Annotated in this window: 17 protein-coding genes and 1 tRNA gene; 10 read left to right on the top strand and 8 right to left on the bottom strand. The window is 39.0% G+C overall.

The genetic code is table 11. From position 1 onward, the window contains the following. Nucleotides 1–166: 166 nt before the first annotated feature. The 5 genes from H5089_RS16515 to H5089_RS16535 all read right to left on the bottom strand — a co-directional run bounded on the left by H5089_RS16515 (nucleotide 167) and on the right by H5089_RS16535 (nucleotide 4645). Complete coding sequence (locus H5089_RS16515) at nucleotides 167–1459, bottom strand: HAMP domain-containing sensor histidine kinase (RefSeq protein ID WP_182682682.1); 1293 nt, start codon at nucleotides 1457–1459, stop codon at nucleotides 167–169. A gap of 19 nt (nucleotides 1460–1478) precedes the next feature. Then, nucleotides 1479–2183, bottom strand: coding sequence for a response regulator transcription factor (locus H5089_RS16520; RefSeq protein ID WP_182712664.1), 705 nt, complete (start codon nucleotides 2181–2183; stop codon nucleotides 1479–1481). Nucleotides 2184–2207: 24 nt separating this feature from the next. After that, nucleotides 2208–2591, bottom strand: coding sequence for a DUF3019 domain-containing protein (locus tag H5089_RS16525; protein ID WP_024597091.1), 384 nt, complete (start codon nucleotides 2589–2591; stop codon nucleotides 2208–2210). Then, nucleotides 2581–3363: a MipA/OmpV family protein gene (locus H5089_RS16530; protein WP_259395072.1), complete on the bottom strand. Its 783-nt coding sequence runs from the start codon at nucleotides 3361–3363 to the stop codon at nucleotides 2581–2583. Before H5089_RS16530 ends, H5089_RS16525 begins: the two co-directional genes overlap by 11 nt. A gap of 478 nt (nucleotides 3364–3841) precedes the next feature. Next, entirely contained in the window at nucleotides 3842–4645 is an 804-nt protein-coding gene (locus tag H5089_RS16535; RefSeq protein ID WP_002963149.1) for a hypothetical protein, read from the bottom strand. Between the two features lie 112 nt (nucleotides 4646–4757). On the opposite strand from H5089_RS16535, the gene H5089_RS16540 reads away from it, so the two are divergent. Next, entirely contained in the window at nucleotides 4758–5912 is a 1155-nt protein-coding gene (locus H5089_RS16540; RefSeq protein ID WP_182712666.1) for a serine hydrolase, read from the top strand. Beyond that, entirely contained in the window at nucleotides 5909–6409 is a 501-nt protein-coding gene (locus tag H5089_RS16545) for a histidine phosphatase family protein (protein ID WP_182712667.1), read from the top strand. Before H5089_RS16540 ends, H5089_RS16545 begins: the two co-directional genes overlap by 4 nt. Nucleotides 6410–6491: 82 nt before the next feature. Here the strand turns inward: H5089_RS16545 and yhbY are convergent, their stop codons facing one another. Further along, nucleotides 6492–6788, bottom strand: coding sequence for a ribosome assembly RNA-binding protein YhbY (gene yhbY, locus H5089_RS16550; protein WP_002963153.1), 297 nt, complete (start codon nucleotides 6786–6788; stop codon nucleotides 6492–6494). An 88-nt stretch (nucleotides 6789–6876) separates the two neighbouring features. Between yhbY and rlmE the strand changes: the two genes are divergently transcribed. From rlmE to H5089_RS16590, 8 genes are all read left to right on the top strand, one after another. After that, nucleotides 6877–7506, top strand: coding sequence for a 23S rRNA (uridine(2552)-2'-O)-methyltransferase RlmE (rlmE, locus tag H5089_RS16555; RefSeq protein WP_002963155.1), 630 nt, complete (start codon nucleotides 6877–6879; stop codon nucleotides 7504–7506). Nucleotides 7507–7572: 66 nt separating this feature from the next. Further along, nucleotides 7573–9516 carry an ATP-dependent zinc metalloprotease FtsH gene (ftsH, locus tag H5089_RS16560; RefSeq protein ID WP_259396083.1) on the top strand — a complete coding sequence of 648 codons (1944 nt, stop codon included), beginning with the start codon at nucleotides 7573–7575 and terminating at the stop codon, nucleotides 9514–9516. Nucleotides 9517–9595: 79 nt separating this feature from the next. Beyond that, nucleotides 9596–10441, top strand: coding sequence for a dihydropteroate synthase (folP, locus tag H5089_RS16565; protein WP_154903580.1), 846 nt, complete (start codon nucleotides 9596–9598; stop codon nucleotides 10439–10441). Continuing rightward, on the top strand, nucleotides 10441–11790 hold the full coding sequence (glmM, locus tag H5089_RS16570) for a phosphoglucosamine mutase (protein ID WP_002962765.1): 1350 nt from the start codon (nucleotides 10441–10443) through the stop codon (nucleotides 11788–11790). The genes folP and glmM overlap by 1 nt, the downstream gene beginning before the upstream one ends. A gap of 71 nt (nucleotides 11791–11861) precedes the next feature. Continuing rightward, nucleotides 11862–12611, top strand: a complete 750-nt coding sequence (gene tpiA / locus H5089_RS16575) for a triose-phosphate isomerase (protein ID WP_002962767.1) — start codon at nucleotides 11862–11864, stop codon at nucleotides 12609–12611. A gap of 1 nt (nucleotide 12612) precedes the next feature. After that, on the top strand, nucleotides 12613–12966 hold the full coding sequence (secG, locus tag H5089_RS16580; RefSeq protein ID WP_002962769.1) for a preprotein translocase subunit SecG: 354 nt from the start codon (nucleotides 12613–12615) through the stop codon (nucleotides 12964–12966). A gap of 80 nt (nucleotides 12967–13046) precedes the next feature. Next, nucleotides 13047–13131, top strand: a tRNA-Leu gene (locus H5089_RS16585). A 209-nt stretch (nucleotides 13132–13340) separates the two neighbouring features. Next, a complete protein-coding gene (locus H5089_RS16590) occupies nucleotides 13341–14966 on the top strand; it encodes a methyl-accepting chemotaxis protein (protein WP_165724376.1) in 1626 nt (541 codons plus the stop codon). A 227-nt stretch (nucleotides 14967–15193) separates the two neighbouring features. Here the strand turns inward: H5089_RS16590 and H5089_RS16595 are convergent, their stop codons facing one another. Next, nucleotides 15194–15601, bottom strand: coding sequence for a phosphate ABC transporter substrate-binding protein (locus tag H5089_RS16595; RefSeq protein ID WP_182712669.1), 408 nt, complete (start codon nucleotides 15599–15601; stop codon nucleotides 15194–15196). A 12-nt stretch (nucleotides 15602–15613) separates the two neighbouring features. Next, nucleotides 15614–16762: a porin gene (locus H5089_RS16600; protein ID WP_039484471.1), complete on the bottom strand. Its 1149-nt coding sequence runs from the start codon at nucleotides 16760–16762 to the stop codon at nucleotides 15614–15616. Between the last annotated feature and the right edge of the window lie 123 nt (nucleotides 16763–16885).

Consider the following 16885-nt stretch of genomic DNA (forward strand, 5'->3'; position numbering starts at 1 on the left):
CTACTGGAAATGTAAAAAAATAAAAAGTGCTTATTTGCTGATCTAGCACAAATTAATAAGTAAAGTGTATGTTATAACCATCGATTTTAATTGTTGTTATTAAGTCGTTTAAAATAACGAGTTGATTTTGTTTAATAATTGTTAATTACAGTCTGTAACTATTGCTTTACGGATTATGGTGCTGTGCAATAGTGAGAGTAAAGCACGCCCCCCCTAACTGGGTGCTTTTACTTACTTTAACGCTGCCATGATGCCAATCAGCTACCTTGGTAACAATGGCTAGGCCAAGGCCATAACTCTTATCGGCTCTGTTACGGTGATCTTCCTCTCTAAAAAATGGGCTAAATACATTACTAAAGTTCTCTTGTGCGATACCAGGGCCGTCATCTTCTACCGTTATTATAAGCTGTTGCTCGTGTAACTTTGCACTGAGGTAAATATGTTGGTTTGCAAAATCACATGCGTTAGTTAATAAGTTAGTAATTGCACGAGCCAGCCAGTGAAGATCTGCATTTATTATTTTATCTGTACTATTGAGCTGTACGTTGAGCATTTGCATTTCAAGTTTTGGTGCAAGTTGAACTAAAATATCTTCAAGGTAGGATTTAATATTGGTTGATGAATAGGTTAGTTTATTCGCGTTTTGCTCTAAAGTAGCAAATGCTAAATAGCTACTAAGCATCGATTCCATATGATCTAAATCGTTTTCCATACGGGTTAAATACTGTTTTACTTTTTGCTCATCATGGCTATCTAATGCCGCATCTAAACCAAATCGCAGGCACGCGATAGGGGTGCGGATGTCGTGAGACAAGCTCGAGGCCATTAGTTTGTTTTCGGCGACAAGTTTCTCTATTTGGCTAGCCATGCGGTTAAAAGTAAGCTCTACATCTTTTATATAGGTAAAGTGCGATACCTTTATTCGGGCTTGAACATTACCAGAGGCAAACTTTTTAGCGGCTTCATTTAAGACAGTTAGCCGTTTAGCTAAGGGCGCGATAATAAACCCCATAAATACACATAGGCCTGCGTAAAATAGTAGAGTTAATATAATGTCGTTATGCTGCTCGCTATCAAAAATTTTATCTAAGCGCATTGATAAGTGAAAAGGATTTAAAACGTCGCTACTATAAAGCATATAAAAGCCTTGCTGATCCTCTAAAATCAGCCCACCTGGCGTGTGCATTTGTAATAATAAAGAAGGTGGTAAAGCGAGTGACTCATTTGGCTTGTAGTCAATTAAAACATCAAACTCTCGGGCTAGTTGTTTTACATAATCGCTGCGCTCAGATGTAGGTATGTTAGCTAACTGCTTATTAAAACCCATGATCATTTTACTTTGCTGACTAAATTCATCTTGTGGGGTATGCGCTTGTTGACTAAAAGCATCAATAAGCCAGCCCAATACCACAATAGATAAAAGTGCACTGCCTAGAAGCGATATATAAAACTTTTTCATTTATTTATTCATCGCTCTATTACCACGCGGTAGAAACAAGTAAATATCCACGGCCCCAAATAGTTTTAATTTTTTCAGGGTTTTGTGGATCATCATTAAATTTTTTACGAAGTGCAGAAATAAGTACATCAACACTTCTATCAAGCCCATCGTATTCTCTACCTTTCGTAGCTTTAAATACGGCATCGCGTGAGACAACTTGACCTGCATTGCTTGCAAGGTAGTGTAATAATAGATATTCGGCGCTTGATATGTTTATATCTTGCTTGTTAAGGGTCACATTTCTAGATTCGGTATTAATACTAAGTGCACCAACTTGAATAACGCTTTGGCTAACCTGCGGCTTATTTGGCTCATTATTTTGACGCAGTGCTGCTTTTATTCGCGCTAGCAATGCACGTGGACGCACCGGTTTCATTATGTAATCGCTTGCGCCAACTTCTAAACCAATAACTTCATCCATCTCTTCATCGCGTGCGGTGAGCATTATAATAGGCGAATTATAAAAGCTACGAAGCTCTCTACATACGCTAATACCATCTTGCCCCGGGAGCATAATATCAAGGAGCACAATATTTGGGTTTAACGTTTTGACCTGGCTAACAACTTCGTCACCACGATGACAAACATGCGTTGTATAGCCTTGCTCTGTTAAATATTCAGCAACCCATTGCGCTAGTGATGCATCGTCTTCAACAAGTAAAATAGTGCCGTAGTTATCCATAAAATATCCCTAATACGATTGGTATTAAAATAGTCGCCAGCGGCGTTTTTTTTGTCTGTTTTGATAAACCCATTGTAGTTTTACTTCTGCTGTACTGATGACTTTGGATGTATTGCTATCAAATAGTTCAAATGAAATGCTTTGCTGTGAGTCAAAAGCATAATTAAAAGTACCACTTTGTTGCTTTAGCCAACATTGCATAATGTACTTTGAAGTTGCATCGCGTAGGCAGTAATTACCAATGATAGGCTGCTCCCACGTAAGTGTAACATCGGCATAGCAATTACGCCCTTCGCGCAGTGCAACGCAAGTGTCGGGTAGTGCTATGAGTGCTTCAGGGGGGTCCTGCGCTTTAACAGTAAAGGTACTGGGAAAGATCAGTAATACCCAGATCCATCTAAAATACATAACGTAGGCCTACCTTGGCTTTATGTTGATATCCTTGGGAAATAATTGGACTGTCGTCAATTTCTTTTGAAAACCATGTAGTAAGCCAACCGGATAAAAACACCCAATCTTGGCTTATTGGATATTCAGCATGGAACTCAAAGATGATACTAGTACTGGCATTGCTGCTATAAATCGGGCGAAGGCTGGTGGCTTCATCGCTATCAATGCCAAAGTAATAATTTGTAAAGTCAGCAGAGTAGGCGCTTAAACCAACACCAGATCTAAACTCCCAGTTTCGCCATGGCAAAATGTGGGTAAAAAAGCTATTTATAACCCAGCCATTATGGGCACCAGATACGTCATGAAGGTATTCAAAGGAGAATTGTGAATTTTCAAATCGGCGCGAGAGCCTAAGACCAACATCAAAATCGTAATTACGTTTTTTAATACCTTGGAGTTCTTTTATAACACCGTGGTTATAAAACCCGAGGCCTTTTTCGTCAAACCCGGCTTGAGTATTTGTGCCAAGTATATCTAAGCCCCAATCAAATTTATCTATAAGGCTGTAACCAATTACAAGACCACCGCTGAGTTGATTGTGATCAAAATCAAGATAAAATTTATCGTAAGAAACAGCAAGACTTAAATCAAGCTCAACGCCCTTATCGTAAGATTCGATACCGATTAGGTAAGAATCTTCAATATAAAAGCCCGCACCTGCACTCCAATCCCAGGCAAAGCCTTGGGTTGGCTCTAACGTATTGTCTGCATAATAGCGATTACTTGCCATACTTGTGGTGCTAAAAATAAAGCAAAAAAGCAATGTTATGCTAACTAAAGTATGGTTAAGCAAAGTGTTTCTCATCCCTATGGGGCCTAATTATTATTTGTTATTAGGCGTAGTATATTGTTAATTCGTTCCTTTAATCTGTAAAAAAATGTAGTAAGTGTTAGGTCTGTTGAACTTTCAAGGTTAAATTTTCAGCAGTCTGTTTGGTATATAGGCAAGGCAGAGCCTATGCAGTGTGGCTATTCCCCATAAATGGGCGATAACGTAGCATTAATGCCAAACAGGCGCTGCCCAATGGGTTCTTCCTAAGGGCTATTTACGCTTTGTTGCTCGGTTTTTACTTATTCTTACATGGATGTAAGCCATTAGAATAACGCAGGAGCAGTTATCGAGCCCACTAGGTTACAAACCGAGCGCCGCGATTAAATAGCCCCTAGTTTGAACAAATTTTAATCCGTAAAGATCAACAGACCCTAATTTACTGAACTTTAATTTTATCGATTAATATACTGCTTAAGTAAAACTGCATCATAGGCGTTAATGCGCTTACTTCTGTTCTGTTACATGGACCACTAAGCTTGGCAAGGCTAGATAACTTTGACAACGTTTTGTACTGAGGAATTTGAATGTCTTTTCCAAGTCTTTCCATGCGGGCTTCATCAGTATTTTGCTGATGGACAAAAGCGACAACCTCAAGCTCATTAGTTATTTTTTGCTCTTCGGTGAAACTATAAACTAGTGGCTCACGATGAAAACTTGCACTATCAATAGAAGATTTAGCAAACCAAACAACATCACCTGATGCTTTGTGTGTGAGGCGCATACTTACTTGTGCAAATATTGCAGCGCATTCCTGAGTTGGGTATTGCTGAGCAATATCTGAATATAATGTAAAAGGGTTCTCAGGTTGCTTTATTGCGTACTTAACATCGTCAGTGAAAGTTAAATCAAGTTGCTGAATAGTTAGTGTGTAGTCGCTGTTATTTTTAGTGGTTACTTTTAGCTGTTTATCGTTAAGTGCTTGGCTAATTTGCGATAAAAGTTTATCGGTTACACTTGCCTTATCGGTAATAATTTTTACTGTTTGGTTTCTAACTACCTTATGTGCAGGAAGTTGAACGGATTTAACTTTTGGAGATGAGTGTTCTGTGGTGTACTCAAGCTGGTAGGTCTGACTTTTTAATGTTGGCTTTAATGGCATAGCCAGTGGCTCGGCCGGCTGCTTTGTAAGAGTACAACCAGTTGATAATATAACAAAAAGTGACACAACTAAAAAACGCATAAGTAATAAACACTCACTAAAAGCCAAATAATCGTCGTATTGTACGTTAGTCCAAACAAAACTTCATGATATTATCTACATAGATGTAGTTAAAAAGATAAAATTTATAAAAATGAAGTATCTCAAATCTTTATTGTATAGCCTACCTGCTTTGTGTTTGTTGTTTAGCTCTGTGAGTTTTGCAGCAAAAGCAGATCCTGATTGGGATGCATTTGTAAAAAATTACGGCCGTTATGCGCAAAAAAAACTGAAAAATAAAGGTATACCAGGCGCTGCACTTTCGATTGTAAGTACAAACAACTCAGACTACATCCACACCATGGGTGTAACTAAAACCCGAAATGGACAAAAAGTAAATAAGCATACCCGGTTTAGGCTCGCGTCTGTTTCTAAAACATTTGCAGGCTCGTTATCAGCTAAATTAGCCAATGAGGGTTTACTTAAATTAGATAAAGCTGTTAGCGATTACATAACTGAGTTCAAAGGGACTGTTTATCAAGATGATTTAAAGGTATTTCACCTTCTAAGTCATGCAAGTGGGTTAGTGCCTAATGCGTACGATAATTTGATAGAGTCTCGTATGGATTACCCCAGTATTGTTGAAAAATTACTTAGTGTTAAACCTATTTGCAAACCAGGCGAATGTTACGGTTATCAAAATGTTATGTTTAGCCTTATAGGTAATGTGATATTACAAAGCAGTGGTAAAAGTTACGCGCAGTGGTTACGGGAAACTATTTTTGCGCCTTTAAAAATGAGTGATGCCAGCTTAGGTTTTGAATCTATGGTTCAGGATGAAAATTACGCATTACCACACGTGCGCGGTACAAAACGTTGGTATAGCGCTAAGCTTAAAAAAAATTATTATAAAGTGGGACCTGCAGCGGGTGTAAACGCAAGCGCAAATGACATGGCCATTTGGTTAAAAGCCCAGCTAGGGCAATACCCAGATGTTTTGTCATTGGATACTCTAGCAAAGCAAACGCGTCCTTATACACATACAAAAAAAGAAATGCATCGCAGGGTGTGGAAAAAACACCTTAATGAGGCTTATTACGGACTAGGTTGGCGGGTTTATAATTACGCTGATGAAACGCTTTACTATCATAGTGGCTGGGTGCAAGGATATAGAAGCGATGTGGTTGTGTTTCCCCACTTAAATGTTGGTTTTAGTTTAATCGTTAATGCTGAAACCGGCGTAATAAATGAATTAACAACTGAATTTATCGACAGGCTATTAGAATACAAACGAGGTAAAAAAATATGAATAAAATAATATTAGCAATCACTTTTTTAGCCTTGTCATTTAATTGTAGTTTGGCATTTGCCGCACCTGACGAGGTATATTTGTTTCGTCATAGCGAAAAGTTAACGGGGAAAAACCCAGCGCTCTCAGAAGAGGGGAAGGCACGTGCAAATAATTTAGTTACTTTGTTTAAAGAACATCAAAATATACATCTTTTTAGCAGCAACTATAAACGCACGTTGCAGACAGCCGCACCTTTGCAGGCACATTTTAATACCAAATTAAATGTGTATAACGCAGTTGAGCTAGGTGATTTAAAAAATGAGTTACTCAAACTAAAGGGTGTAGTTGTTGTTATTGGGCACAGTAATACGACGCCGCAACTGGCTGAACTACTCTCCAATGAAAAAGTGCCAGCTATGAGTGAGACACAATTTACTCAGTATTTTATATTGCATAATAAGCCCAGAAGTAATGGCACTGATTATGATGTAACGCACCATACAATGAGCTTTTAAATTAAAAAGTGTTATATAACAAAAAACCAGCATTAAGCTGGTTTTTTAATTTAAACGTACTAAATCCTTTAAATAGGATTAATTAGTTACGTGGTAAATGTATTTTTTTCTCAACACTTTGACGATAAAGCACAATAGTGTGACCTATCGTTTGTAGCTTAGTCGCACCAGTTTCACGTACGATTGCTTCAAAAATAAGTGCTTTTGTTTCACGATCATCAGTTGGAACTTTAACTTTGATTAATTCGTGAATTTCTAATGCACTTTGAATTTCGACTACTACGCCCTCGGTTAAACCGTTAGAACCTAGTAAAACTACAGGCTTGAGGCTATGTGCCTGACCTTTTAAAAACTGCTTTTGTTTGTTTGATAATGTCATGTTTATACAAATTTTGCTGAATATGGCTTGAATTAAGGGTATTCTAACGCCATCTAGAGAATATTACTAATTAGTTGCGTGTTAATTTATGACAAATAAAAAACAGTCAGCCAGTTCACAGCGATGGCTGAAAGAACATTTTGATGATAAATATGTTCAAGAAGCGCAAAAAAAAGGCTGGCGTTCACGAGCGGTTTTTAAATTAGATGAAGTACAAAATAGAGATAAGTTACTTCGCCCCGGTATGACCGTTGTTGATTTAGGAGCAGCTCCAGGAAGCTGGTCACAGTATTTGGCAGAAAAAGTAGGTGACAAAGGTCAAGTAATTGCCTGTGACATATTACCTATGGACTCACTTGCGGGTGTTGACTTTTTACAAGGTGACTTTCGTGAAGAAGCTGTGTTAAATGCGTTGCTAAAACGTATTGATGGTAAAAATGTTGATGTGGTACTCTCTGACATGGCACCAAATATGAGTGGTAATAACTCAGTAGATCAAGCGGGTAGTATGTATTTGGTAGAACTTGCGCTGGATATGTGTAGTCAAGTACTAAAGAAAAATGGCGCATTTATTGTTAAGGTTTTCCAAGGTGAAGGCTTTGATCAATACTTGCAAGATGTACGTAATAGTTTTAAAGCAGTGAAAATACGCAAACCTGATGCCTCACGTGCCCGTTCTCGGGAAGTATATATAGTAGCGACTGGATACAAACTGTAGTACAGTTGCTTGGCGTTTAGTTGAATTTAAATTAATTGGATACAAGAGGTTAACCCCTTGAGCGATATGGCGAAAAATTTAATACTATGGCTGGTGATTGCAGTTGTGCTGATGTCAGTCTTTCAGAGCTTTAATGGTGGCGAGCAAGTTGATCGTCAAACAAGTTACACTCAATTTGTTAAAGATGTCCGCAGTGGCTCTTTACAAGAAGTTATTATCGACCGCGGTACAGGAAATATTACTGGTACTAAGAGCAGTGGTGAGCGTTTTCAAACAACGATGCCAATGTACGATGAAGACTTAATAAATGATTTACTTAAAAATGATGTAAATGTGAAGGGTGTACAACCTGAAGAACAATCATTCTTAGCAAGTATATTTATTTCTTGGTTCCCGATGATACTGCTTATTGGTGTATGGATATTCTTCATGCGTCAAATGCAAGGCGGCGGCGGTAAAGGCGCTATGTCATTTGGTAAGAGTAAAGCTCGTTTAATGAGCGAAGATCAAATTAAAACAACGTTTGCAGATGTTGCTGGTTGTGATGAAGCGAAAGAAGATGTTACCGAATTGGTAGACTTTTTACGTGACCCTTCTAAGTTTCAAAAGCTTGGCGGTAGTATTCCTAAGGGCGTACTAATGGTTGGTCCTCCTGGTACTGGTAAAACGTTACTTGCAAAGGCTGTTGCGGGTGAAGCGAAAGTACCGTTTTTTACAATTTCTGGTTCAGATTTTGTTGAAATGTTTGTCGGTGTGGGTGCGTCACGTGTACGTGATATGTTTGAACAAGCTAAAAAAGCGGCACCTTGTATTATCTTTATAGATGAGATTGATGCGGTTGGTCGTAAACGTGGCGCAGGTATGGGCGGCGGTAACGATGAACGTGAGCAAACACTCAACCAAATGCTAGTAGAAATGGATGGTTTTGGTGGTAACGAAGGTATTATCGTTATCGCGGCAACTAACCGACCAGATGTTCTAGATCCTGCATTACTTCGTCCAGGTCGTTTTGACCGCCAAGTAGAAGTTGGTTTACCTGATATCCGTGGTCGTGAGCAAATACTTAAAGTACACATGCGTAAAGTGCCATTAGGCGATAACGTAGAGGCGGCTCTTATAGCGCGTGGAACACCAGGTTTTTCTGGCGCTGATTTAGCGAACTTAGTAAACGAAGCTGCACTTTATGCTGCACGTGGTAATAAACGTGTTGTAAGTATGGCTGAATTTGATGCTGCTAAAGATAAAATCATGATGGGCGCAGAGCGCAAAACCATGGTGATGAGCGAGCAAGAAAAAGAAATGACAGCATATCACGAAGCAGGCCACGCAATTGTGGGCCGTATGGTTCCTGAACATGATCCAGTTTACAAAGTATCTATTATTCCACGTGGCCGTGCGCTAGGTGTAACAATGTACTTGCCTGAACAAGACCGTGTTAGTCATTCAAAAGAGCTTTTAGAATCAATGATTTCAAGCCTTTATGGTGGCCGTATTGCTGAAGCGCTTATTTATGGTGCTGACAAAGTAACAACGGGTGCAAGTAACGATATTGAGCGCGCAACTGATATTGCACGTAAAATGGTTACACATTGGGGTTTAAGTGAAAAGCTAGGTCCATTGCTTTACGCTGAAGATCAAAACGAGATGTATATGGGTGGTGGCGGAAGCCGTGCATCTAGTATGTCGGATGATACTGCTAAAGTAATTGATGCTGAAGTACGCTTGTTTTCAGATCGTAACTACCAAAGAGCAGAAGAAATATTAAAAGAAAATATTGATATTCTTCACTCAATGAAAGACGCGTTAATGAAATACGAAACAATAGACGCTAAGCAAATTGATGATTTAATGGCGCGCCAACCAGTGCGTGAGCCGCGCGATGCTCATGACCGCCATGAAGCTAAGCCGGTAAAAGAGCAAGAACCTCAAGAGCCAGTGCTTGATGAAAGTCAAAAGACTGATGATTCATCGAAAAAAGATGAAACAAACCTTGATGATAAAGCTGAATAATCGTTAAAATAGTTAGTGAAAGCCCCGAATTTCGGGGCTTTTTTGTATCAGCTATTTAGAAAAAGAATAAAGGTTGGCAATGACTAATATATTAAAGCTTCCCAGAGGACGTACGCTCAATATTGAAAAGCCTGTTATTATGGGAATATTGAATGTAACGCCAGACTCATTTTCTGACGGCGGGCAGTTTTTAGACCCCAAAATAGCGCTAAAGCGCGCAATGCAATTGTTAGGGGATGGTGCGCAAATTTTAGACATTGGGGGAGAGTCTACCCGCCCCGGCGCGCCAGATGTGAGTTTGAAAGATGAACTAGCCCGAGTAATTCCTGCTATTAAAGCGATACGTGAGTACAGTGATTGCGTTATTTCAATTGATACCAGTAAAGCACAAGTAATGGAGCAAGCAATACTCGCTGGGGCAGATATAGTCAATGATGTAAGAGCTCTACAAGAAATAAACGCCTTAGAAACGGTTGCGCAGTATGAAGATGTAGCAATTTGTTTAATGCATATGCAAGGGCAACCCCGCAGCATGCAGTGCGCACCTCATTACGACAATCTGTTTGCAGATATAAATATGTTTTTTAGTGAACGTATTAAAGCATGTGAAACAGCAGGGATTAAGTTTGAGCGACTTATTCTAGACCCTGGTTTTGGATTTGGAAAAACACTTAGCCATAACTATCAAATATTGGCTAAGTTTGATGATTTTAACAAGTTAGGTTTGCCATTATTGGCCGGATTATCTCGTAAGTCGATGATAGGTAATCTATTAAATAGAGAAACAAATGAGCGATTAGCGGGCAGCTTAGCGGGTGCGTTAATCGCGGCGCAAAATGGCGCAAAAATTATTCGTGTACATGACGTTAAAGAAACCGCAGACGTACTTGGTGTATATCAAGCCTGCGAGAAAGGAATTGCATAATGAAAGAAAGAAAATATTTTGGTACTGATGGCGTACGTGGTCTAGTAGGAACGCCACCTATTAACCCTGAGTTTGCAATGAAGTTGGGTTGGGCTGCAGGGCGCGTATTATCTCAAAGTGGTACTAAAAAAGTCATTATAGGTAAAGATACGCGTATTTCTGGCTACATGCTTGAAACTGCACTTGAGGCTGGTTTAATTGCCGCTGGTATTGATGTTGTATTACTGGGTCCAATGCCGACACCTGCAGTTGCGTATTTAGCGCAAACATTTCGTGCAGAGGCAGGTATAGTAATTAGTGCCTCACATAACCCTTATTACGATAACGGTATTAAGTTTTTCAATGGGCAGGGTCTAAAGCTTGACGATGAAGTAGAGCTTCAAATTGAAGCGATGCTTGATGAGCAAATGACATGTGTTGCTTCAGATAAACTAGGTAAAGCTTCGCGTTTAGTTAGTGCAGACGGCCGTTATATAGAGTTTTGTAAGAGCCAGTTCCCCCAAGGGTTATCTTTAGAAGGGCTTAAAATTGTTGTCGATTGCGCAAATGGCGCTACATACCATATAGCTCCTTCTGTCATGCGCGAACTTGGCGCTGAAGTTATAACACATGCATGCGAGCCTAATGGCGTTAATATAAATCATGAATGTGGCGCTACTCATGTAGATACCCTTAAACGCAAAGTGCTTGAATTTAAAGCTGACGTAGGTATTGCATACGATGGGGATGGCGATCGTGTAATGATGGTTGATCATAATGGTCGTGTATTTGATGGTGACGATTTAGTTTATATTATTGCTTGCCAAGCTGCCGAAGATGATATGTTGGGTGGAGGTGTAGTTGGCACTGTAATGTCTAACATGGGTCTTGAAAATGCTTTAAAAGCAAAAGGTATCGAGTTTGCTCGCAGTAAAGTGGGTGACCGCTATGTAATGGAATTACTACAGCAAAAAGGCTGGAAAATTGGCGGTGAAAGCTCAGGCCATGTCTTAAATTTAGATTTAATTAGCACGGGTGATGGCATTATATCAAGTTTGCAAGTACTTGCAGCTATGGTTGCACAAAACCGTACACTACAAGATTTGGGTGCTGGTTTTACTAAATATCCAATGAAAATGATTAACGTGCGCTATACCGCTGGAACAGATCCGACAAAAGCGCCAGAGGTACTTTCAGCTGTAGCAGAAGTTGAGCTTGCTTTAGGCGACAAAGGCCGAGTTTTACTGCGCAAATCAGGCACAGAACCTGTTGTTCGTGTTATGGTTGAAGCCGAGCAAGAAAAAATTGTAATAGACAGCGCTCAAAAAATTGCAGCTGTTGTAGAATCTATGAGCAAACAGACTGATTAATAACAATAACCTCTTGTAACTTTGGGCGAGAAAAGTTAATATCTCGCCCGCTTTCTAATGTGGAGTGGAAAATGGCAATACGCAAGGCGATGGTCGCAGGCAACTGGAAAATGAATGGTTCGTTAGAGCTAGTTAAACAAATGTCTGATGCTATTAACGATGTAAAATCACAAGAGATGGACATTGTTTTATTTCCTCCATTCCCACTTGTACCTGCGATGATAGCTAGTGGTGTTTCTACAGGTGCTCAAACTGTTTCTGAAAATACACCTGGTGCGTTTACCGGTGAAGTAGACGGACAGCTTCTAAAAGACTTAGGTGCAACTTACGTACTCGTTGGTCATTCTGAACGCCGCAGTATTTATAACGAAAGTAATGAAACTGTCGCTGAAAAGTTTGCTAGAGCACAAGAAGTTGGGTTAACACCAATTTTATGTGTTGGCGAAAGTGAAAGTGAGCAAGAAAACGGTCAAACCGAACAAGTCGTTGCTGCACAAATTGATGCAGTAATTGAAAAATTAGGTGTAGCAGCACTGAAAGATTCTGTGATAGCATACGAGCCCGTTTGGGCCATAGGCACAGGTAAGACTGCATCGCCAGAGCAGGCACAAACTGTTCATAAATTTATCCGTGATAAAATTGCTGCACTTGATAGCACTTTAGCACAAGGGCTTTCCATCTTATATGGTGGTAGCGTTAATGAAAAAAATAGCGAATTATTATTTGCACAAACAGATATAGATGGCGGCTTAATTGGCGGCGCAAGTCTAAAAGCAGAATCTTTTTCTGCAATCTGTAACAGTGCAAAAGGGACTGTATAAGATGTACGAAATTTTATTAGTAGTTTATTTAGTTGTGGCTCTAGCTCTAGTTGGAATGGTTTTAATTCAACAAGGTAAAGGCGCAGATATGGGTTCTTCATTTGGTGCTGGTGCTTCAGGCACGGTTTTTGGTTCGTCTGGTGCTGGTAACTTTATGACAAAAACAACCACAAGCTTAGCAACAGTATTTTTTGTTTTAAGCATTGTGCTAGGTAACCTAACTGCAGGTCAAATTAAAAAGACTGACGAGTGGGAAAACCTAGAAGCAGCTCCTGCAGTAGAAACTGTAGTTCCTGTTGAAGAAGATGTTCCGGTAACATCTACGAAAGAGCAAAGCTCTGACGTACCGAACTAATTTAGCGTAATGCTATAGTTAAACGATTTATACTCCTCAAATAAATCATATGTTTAACAAATAAGCGAAAGCTTAAAAATGCGGATGTGGTGGAATTGGTAGACACGCCACCTTGAGGGGGTGGTGCTTTCGGGCGTGGGGGTTCAAGTCCCCCCATCCGCACCAAATTTAGAAACCAGTAACAGAAATGTTACTGGTTTTTTTGTGCCTGCGATTTAAATTGAATGTTATTTGTACTTTCTTTTTTTAAAGGGCAATTAGTTATGTAGAATTTTGAATTGTTTGTAAAAAAAACTAGAAATTTTACAAATTTAGTTAACACTTATGAGTAATAAGCCGATAATAGATTTAGACAATAAAATAAGGTATTCACAATGGCTTCAGGCTTCACTTTTCAAAATCTCAGCATAAGTAAAAAAATACATGCGATTACGAGTATTGCTGTCGTTGCATTTTTAGTGATTGTTCTGATCAACTATTTTGCTATGAATGATAATAGAATTGCACTTGATGAAATGGAAAAATCATCCTACAAAGTTGTTAAGTTAACATCTGCTAATGTTGGCATTTTAGAGAAGCTGGACGAACTTTACACCCAAGCCGTAACATTTGGTGAGCAAGATTTAGTCGAGAAAGCATCTGACACATACAAGCAACTTGAGTTGAATATTATTGCGATAGAAAAAATAAATGCCTCTTACATTCACAGTGACACTAAAGAGCAGCTCGCAAATTACGAAAAAATATCAGCGACTATCGCAAATGGCATGGTAAATGGAACAGCAGATTTTAGTAAAATTCAACAACAAGCACAGAGGAAAACAGCGCTTTATACCGATGTCCTAGAAAAGTTTAAGGCAGCACAAGTCAAAGCTGACGATCGCTTTTTTGAACTTGTTGCAAGCACAAAGGACCGTTCTGATTACGCCCTTACGTTAATGTTAGCTGTTTCTATTGTATCGCTTATTTTATTACTCTTTATGGCTATTTGGATAGCTAAGCGAATTGCTTCTTCGGCAAGTGATGCGGCAAATAATTTAAGCTTATTAGCAAGCGGTAAAGGCTCGCTAAGCACTAAATTGACAGTTAACTCTGAAGATGAAATAGGCCAAGTATCTATAAACTTCAACTCTTTTATTGGCATATTGAAAAAAACGGTGTTAGAAATTATCGCGGTTTGCGAACCGTTAATGGAAAACTCTACTCGTTTAGTGCAGGGGATGGAACAAGCGGAGCGTGCAACGACTAAACAAACCACTGATGCTGAGATTGTAAAGCAATCAATGGAAGAGATGAAACAGAGTGTAGGAGATATCTCTCAATCAGCTGCAAGTGCTTCTCATGCAGCGCAAACGGCAGAGAAAGAAGTTGAGCAAAGTAGAACTCAAGTACAAACATCAGTAACCGCTTCTCGTACGTTAAGTGATGAGATTAATCACGCTGCTACAACTATCAATAAATTAGCAGACGATACAAAAAATGTGTCGCAAATATTAAATGTTATTACATCAATAGCGGAGCAAACAAATTTACTTGCACTTAATGCTGCCATTGAGGCTGCCCGTGCTGGTGAGCATGGCCGAGGCTTTGCTGTTGTCGCTGATGAAGTTAGAGAGCTTGCATCGCGAACTGCTCACTCTACAAATGAGATTCGAGAGCTGTTGACTACTTTAACTGAAGCGGCTAACGAATCAGTTACTGCAATGACGACTGCAAGAGATATGGCTACAGATAATGCAACTGCAGCAGAAAAAACGGGCATTTCTATAGAGAAAATTGCAGAGCAAATGCTAGAAATAAATGGGATGAACTCACAAATTGCTGCTGCCACAGAAGAGCAAACATCAGTTGCTGCTATGGTTGTAGAAAACGTGACAAATATGCACGTATCATTTGAAGATACAATGGACTCGCTAACGGCTGTGAGGGATGTAGCTAAAAACCTTCATTACCTTTCAGATAACCTATTAGATGCTACGGCTAAATTTAAAGTTGAGTAATGTAGCTAAATCAATTCGCAGTAATGCTTATTCATTTTGAGAGGGCAGATCAGACGCTAGCTGCGTTAAAATTTCTTATTTAGAATACTAAATAAGAAATTATTTGCCTTGCTATCGACACCGTTTCTCTCCCTCAAAATATTTCACTTAATTGAGCGAATTGTTATTAAAGTTAAGTTATAAAAAAAACCACCGATTAGGTGGCTTTTTTAATTTAATAATAGCAATTAAAAGGTAGCAATCACTTTAACTTTATCAGTTGCTTTACTGCTATCTATATAGCCGATTGAATCACCATTAGCGGCAACAAAGTCAATGACAGCTTGATCTGAATCAAACTTTTCAGGCGGTGTCCCTTTACCTGTAAAAACAAGTTTTGACCAATAGGCATTTAATTGGCTGCTCGATTTACCTACCACTTTCGAATTAAATTCATCAGCAATAGCGGTACCGTTTTGAGTTGCTGGGTTGACTTTATTGCCGTTATCAAACGACTTGGCCTTTCCTAAGTAAATTTTCTTAATAGTCTCTGCATCAAGTGCATTTGCATTACTAGGATTTACAATTACTGCAACTTGAGCCAAAGCACCGAAAGAACATAATGAAAGCGCACTAGCTAGGATTAATTTTTTCATATTCCGCTCCAATTAAAATACTAAATCAACACCAACGGCGACTATATCCGTTTCAGTGTCAGTGATGTCATCATCAAATCGACTGAAGTCAATTTTAAATGCAGCTGAAGGGTGGAAGTCATAACGTGCGCCAATTGTGTATACGTTACTCTCTGCACGCATGCTCTCGAGGGCAAAGTTCACAGTAGTATTTAATAAAGGAATTGATTCAAGAGTATTAAAACGTGACGAATCATGCTTATCATCATTTTTTTCATAGGTGAAGTGAACAATAACATCATCTATACGATAACCCGCAGAGGCATAGTATTGTGATTGTTCAGCCAAAATACTCCCCTCTACTTCAAACTGTGTATATTCAGCATCAAATAAGAAGTTATCATAGTCAATAGAGAAGCCAATACCAACAAAAGTTGTTTCATCTTCGTCAGTAATCAGATCATTTACTGTACTGGTTAAACCGTTAGTATTGAGTACATCAATAATTCCATTTAAGGCACTTAAGTTACTTGAGTCACTGCTATCAATAGAAATGCTAGTGTCGGCCACAATATATGCAGCTCGTGCACTGAACCAGTCGTATGATAGGCTCCAGTTTATACCGCCTAAATTATTTAACTCAGCAGGTAAGCTATCTCCAAATACATCTATATCGCCATCAAAAGCGCCGTAAAACCCTTGTAAAGTAGAGTCCCAATCTCCTAATTGATTGTTGTAAACAACACTCAAGCCTTCATAAGTCGAAAATGGGATACCGTACACTGAGCGAGGTGGGCGTACCCAGCGATAAGCATAGCCAACATCCAAAAAATCTGAGTATTTATAGAAAGGGACACGCATTTTACCAGCGCTAAATTGCAGTTCATCGCTGTATTCATAAGTAACATATGCCCATTCAAACGTGGCGTCAAAGTCGTCCTCTCCACGCGCAATAATTTGAGCCGTAGCCGTCAGTTTCTCTTGAAGATCAGCAGATAGTTGTAAAGCGAACTTACTCTCATTTTTAAATGAGATATCGTCGTCATATCCGTATAAGGTTTGATCACTGTCTAGGCTTTTACCACCTACGATAGATGCAAAACCATTAATACGTACTTCAGCGCTTGCATAGCTAGATGCAAGTACAGCACATACAGCTACTGCTACAGATAGCTTTTTCATATGTATTTCCTATTTTTATTTAGATGTTGATTTCTTTATTATTATAGGTCCATAACTTCTATTTATCTAATAATTAGAATAGTTTAAGTTTTTTATTTTTATTTTAATTTTAATTTTAATTAG

Origin of the sequence: Pseudoalteromonas sp. SR45-1, from assembly GCF_014163655.1 — a bacterium.
Classification (GTDB): Bacteria; Pseudomonadota; Gammaproteobacteria; order Enterobacterales; family Alteromonadaceae; genus Pseudoalteromonas; species Pseudoalteromonas distincta.

What these genes read in the sequence shown, in the direction of transcription:
- H5089_RS16540 (WP_182712666.1), top strand. Translation starts at nt 4,758, where the DNA reads ATGAAGTATCTCAAATCTTTATTGTATAGCCTACCTGCTTTGTGTTTG.
- H5089_RS16515 (WP_182682682.1), bottom strand. Translation starts at nt 1,459, where the DNA reads ATGAAAAAGTTTTATATATCGCTTCTAGGCAGTGCACTTTTATCTATT.
- H5089_RS16545 (WP_182712667.1), top strand. Translation starts at nt 5,909, where the DNA reads ATGAATAAAATAATATTAGCAATCACTTTTTTAGCCTTGTCATTTAAT.
- ftsH (WP_259396083.1), top strand. Translation starts at nt 7,573, where the DNA reads ATGGCGAAAAATTTAATACTATGGCTGGTGATTGCAGTTGTGCTGATG.
- tpiA (WP_002962767.1), top strand. Translation starts at nt 11,862, where the DNA reads ATGGCAATACGCAAGGCGATGGTCGCAGGCAACTGGAAAATGAATGGT.
- yhbY (WP_002963153.1), bottom strand. Translation starts at nt 6,788, where the DNA reads ATGACATTATCAAACAAACAAAAGCAGTTTTTAAAAGGTCAGGCACAT.
- H5089_RS16595 (WP_182712669.1), bottom strand. Translation starts at nt 15,601, where the DNA reads ATGAAAAAATTAATCCTAGCTAGTGCGCTTTCATTATGTTCTTTCGGT.
- H5089_RS16600 (WP_039484471.1), bottom strand. Translation starts at nt 16,762, where the DNA reads ATGAAAAAGCTATCTGTAGCAGTAGCTGTATGTGCTGTACTTGCATCT.
- rlmE (WP_002963155.1), top strand. Translation starts at nt 6,877, where the DNA reads ATGACAAATAAAAAACAGTCAGCCAGTTCACAGCGATGGCTGAAAGAA.
- folP (WP_154903580.1), top strand. Translation starts at nt 9,596, where the DNA reads ATGACTAATATATTAAAGCTTCCCAGAGGACGTACGCTCAATATTGAA.
- H5089_RS16590 (WP_165724376.1), top strand. Translation starts at nt 13,341, where the DNA reads ATGGCTTCAGGCTTCACTTTTCAAAATCTCAGCATAAGTAAAAAAATA.
- H5089_RS16530 (WP_259395072.1), bottom strand. Translation starts at nt 3,363, where the DNA reads ATGGCAAGTAATCGCTATTATGCAGACAATACGTTAGAGCCAACCCAA.
- H5089_RS16520 (WP_182712664.1), bottom strand. Translation starts at nt 2,183, where the DNA reads ATGGATAACTACGGCACTATTTTACTTGTTGAAGACGATGCATCACTA.
- secG (WP_002962769.1), top strand. Translation starts at nt 12,613, where the DNA reads ATGTACGAAATTTTATTAGTAGTTTATTTAGTTGTGGCTCTAGCTCTA.
- H5089_RS16535 (WP_002963149.1), bottom strand. Translation starts at nt 4,645, where the DNA reads ATGCGTTTTTTAGTTGTGTCACTTTTTGTTATATTATCAACTGGTTGT.
- glmM (WP_002962765.1), top strand. Translation starts at nt 10,441, where the DNA reads ATGAAAGAAAGAAAATATTTTGGTACTGATGGCGTACGTGGTCTAGTA.
- H5089_RS16525 (WP_024597091.1), bottom strand. Translation starts at nt 2,591, where the DNA reads ATGTATTTTAGATGGATCTGGGTATTACTGATCTTTCCCAGTACCTTT.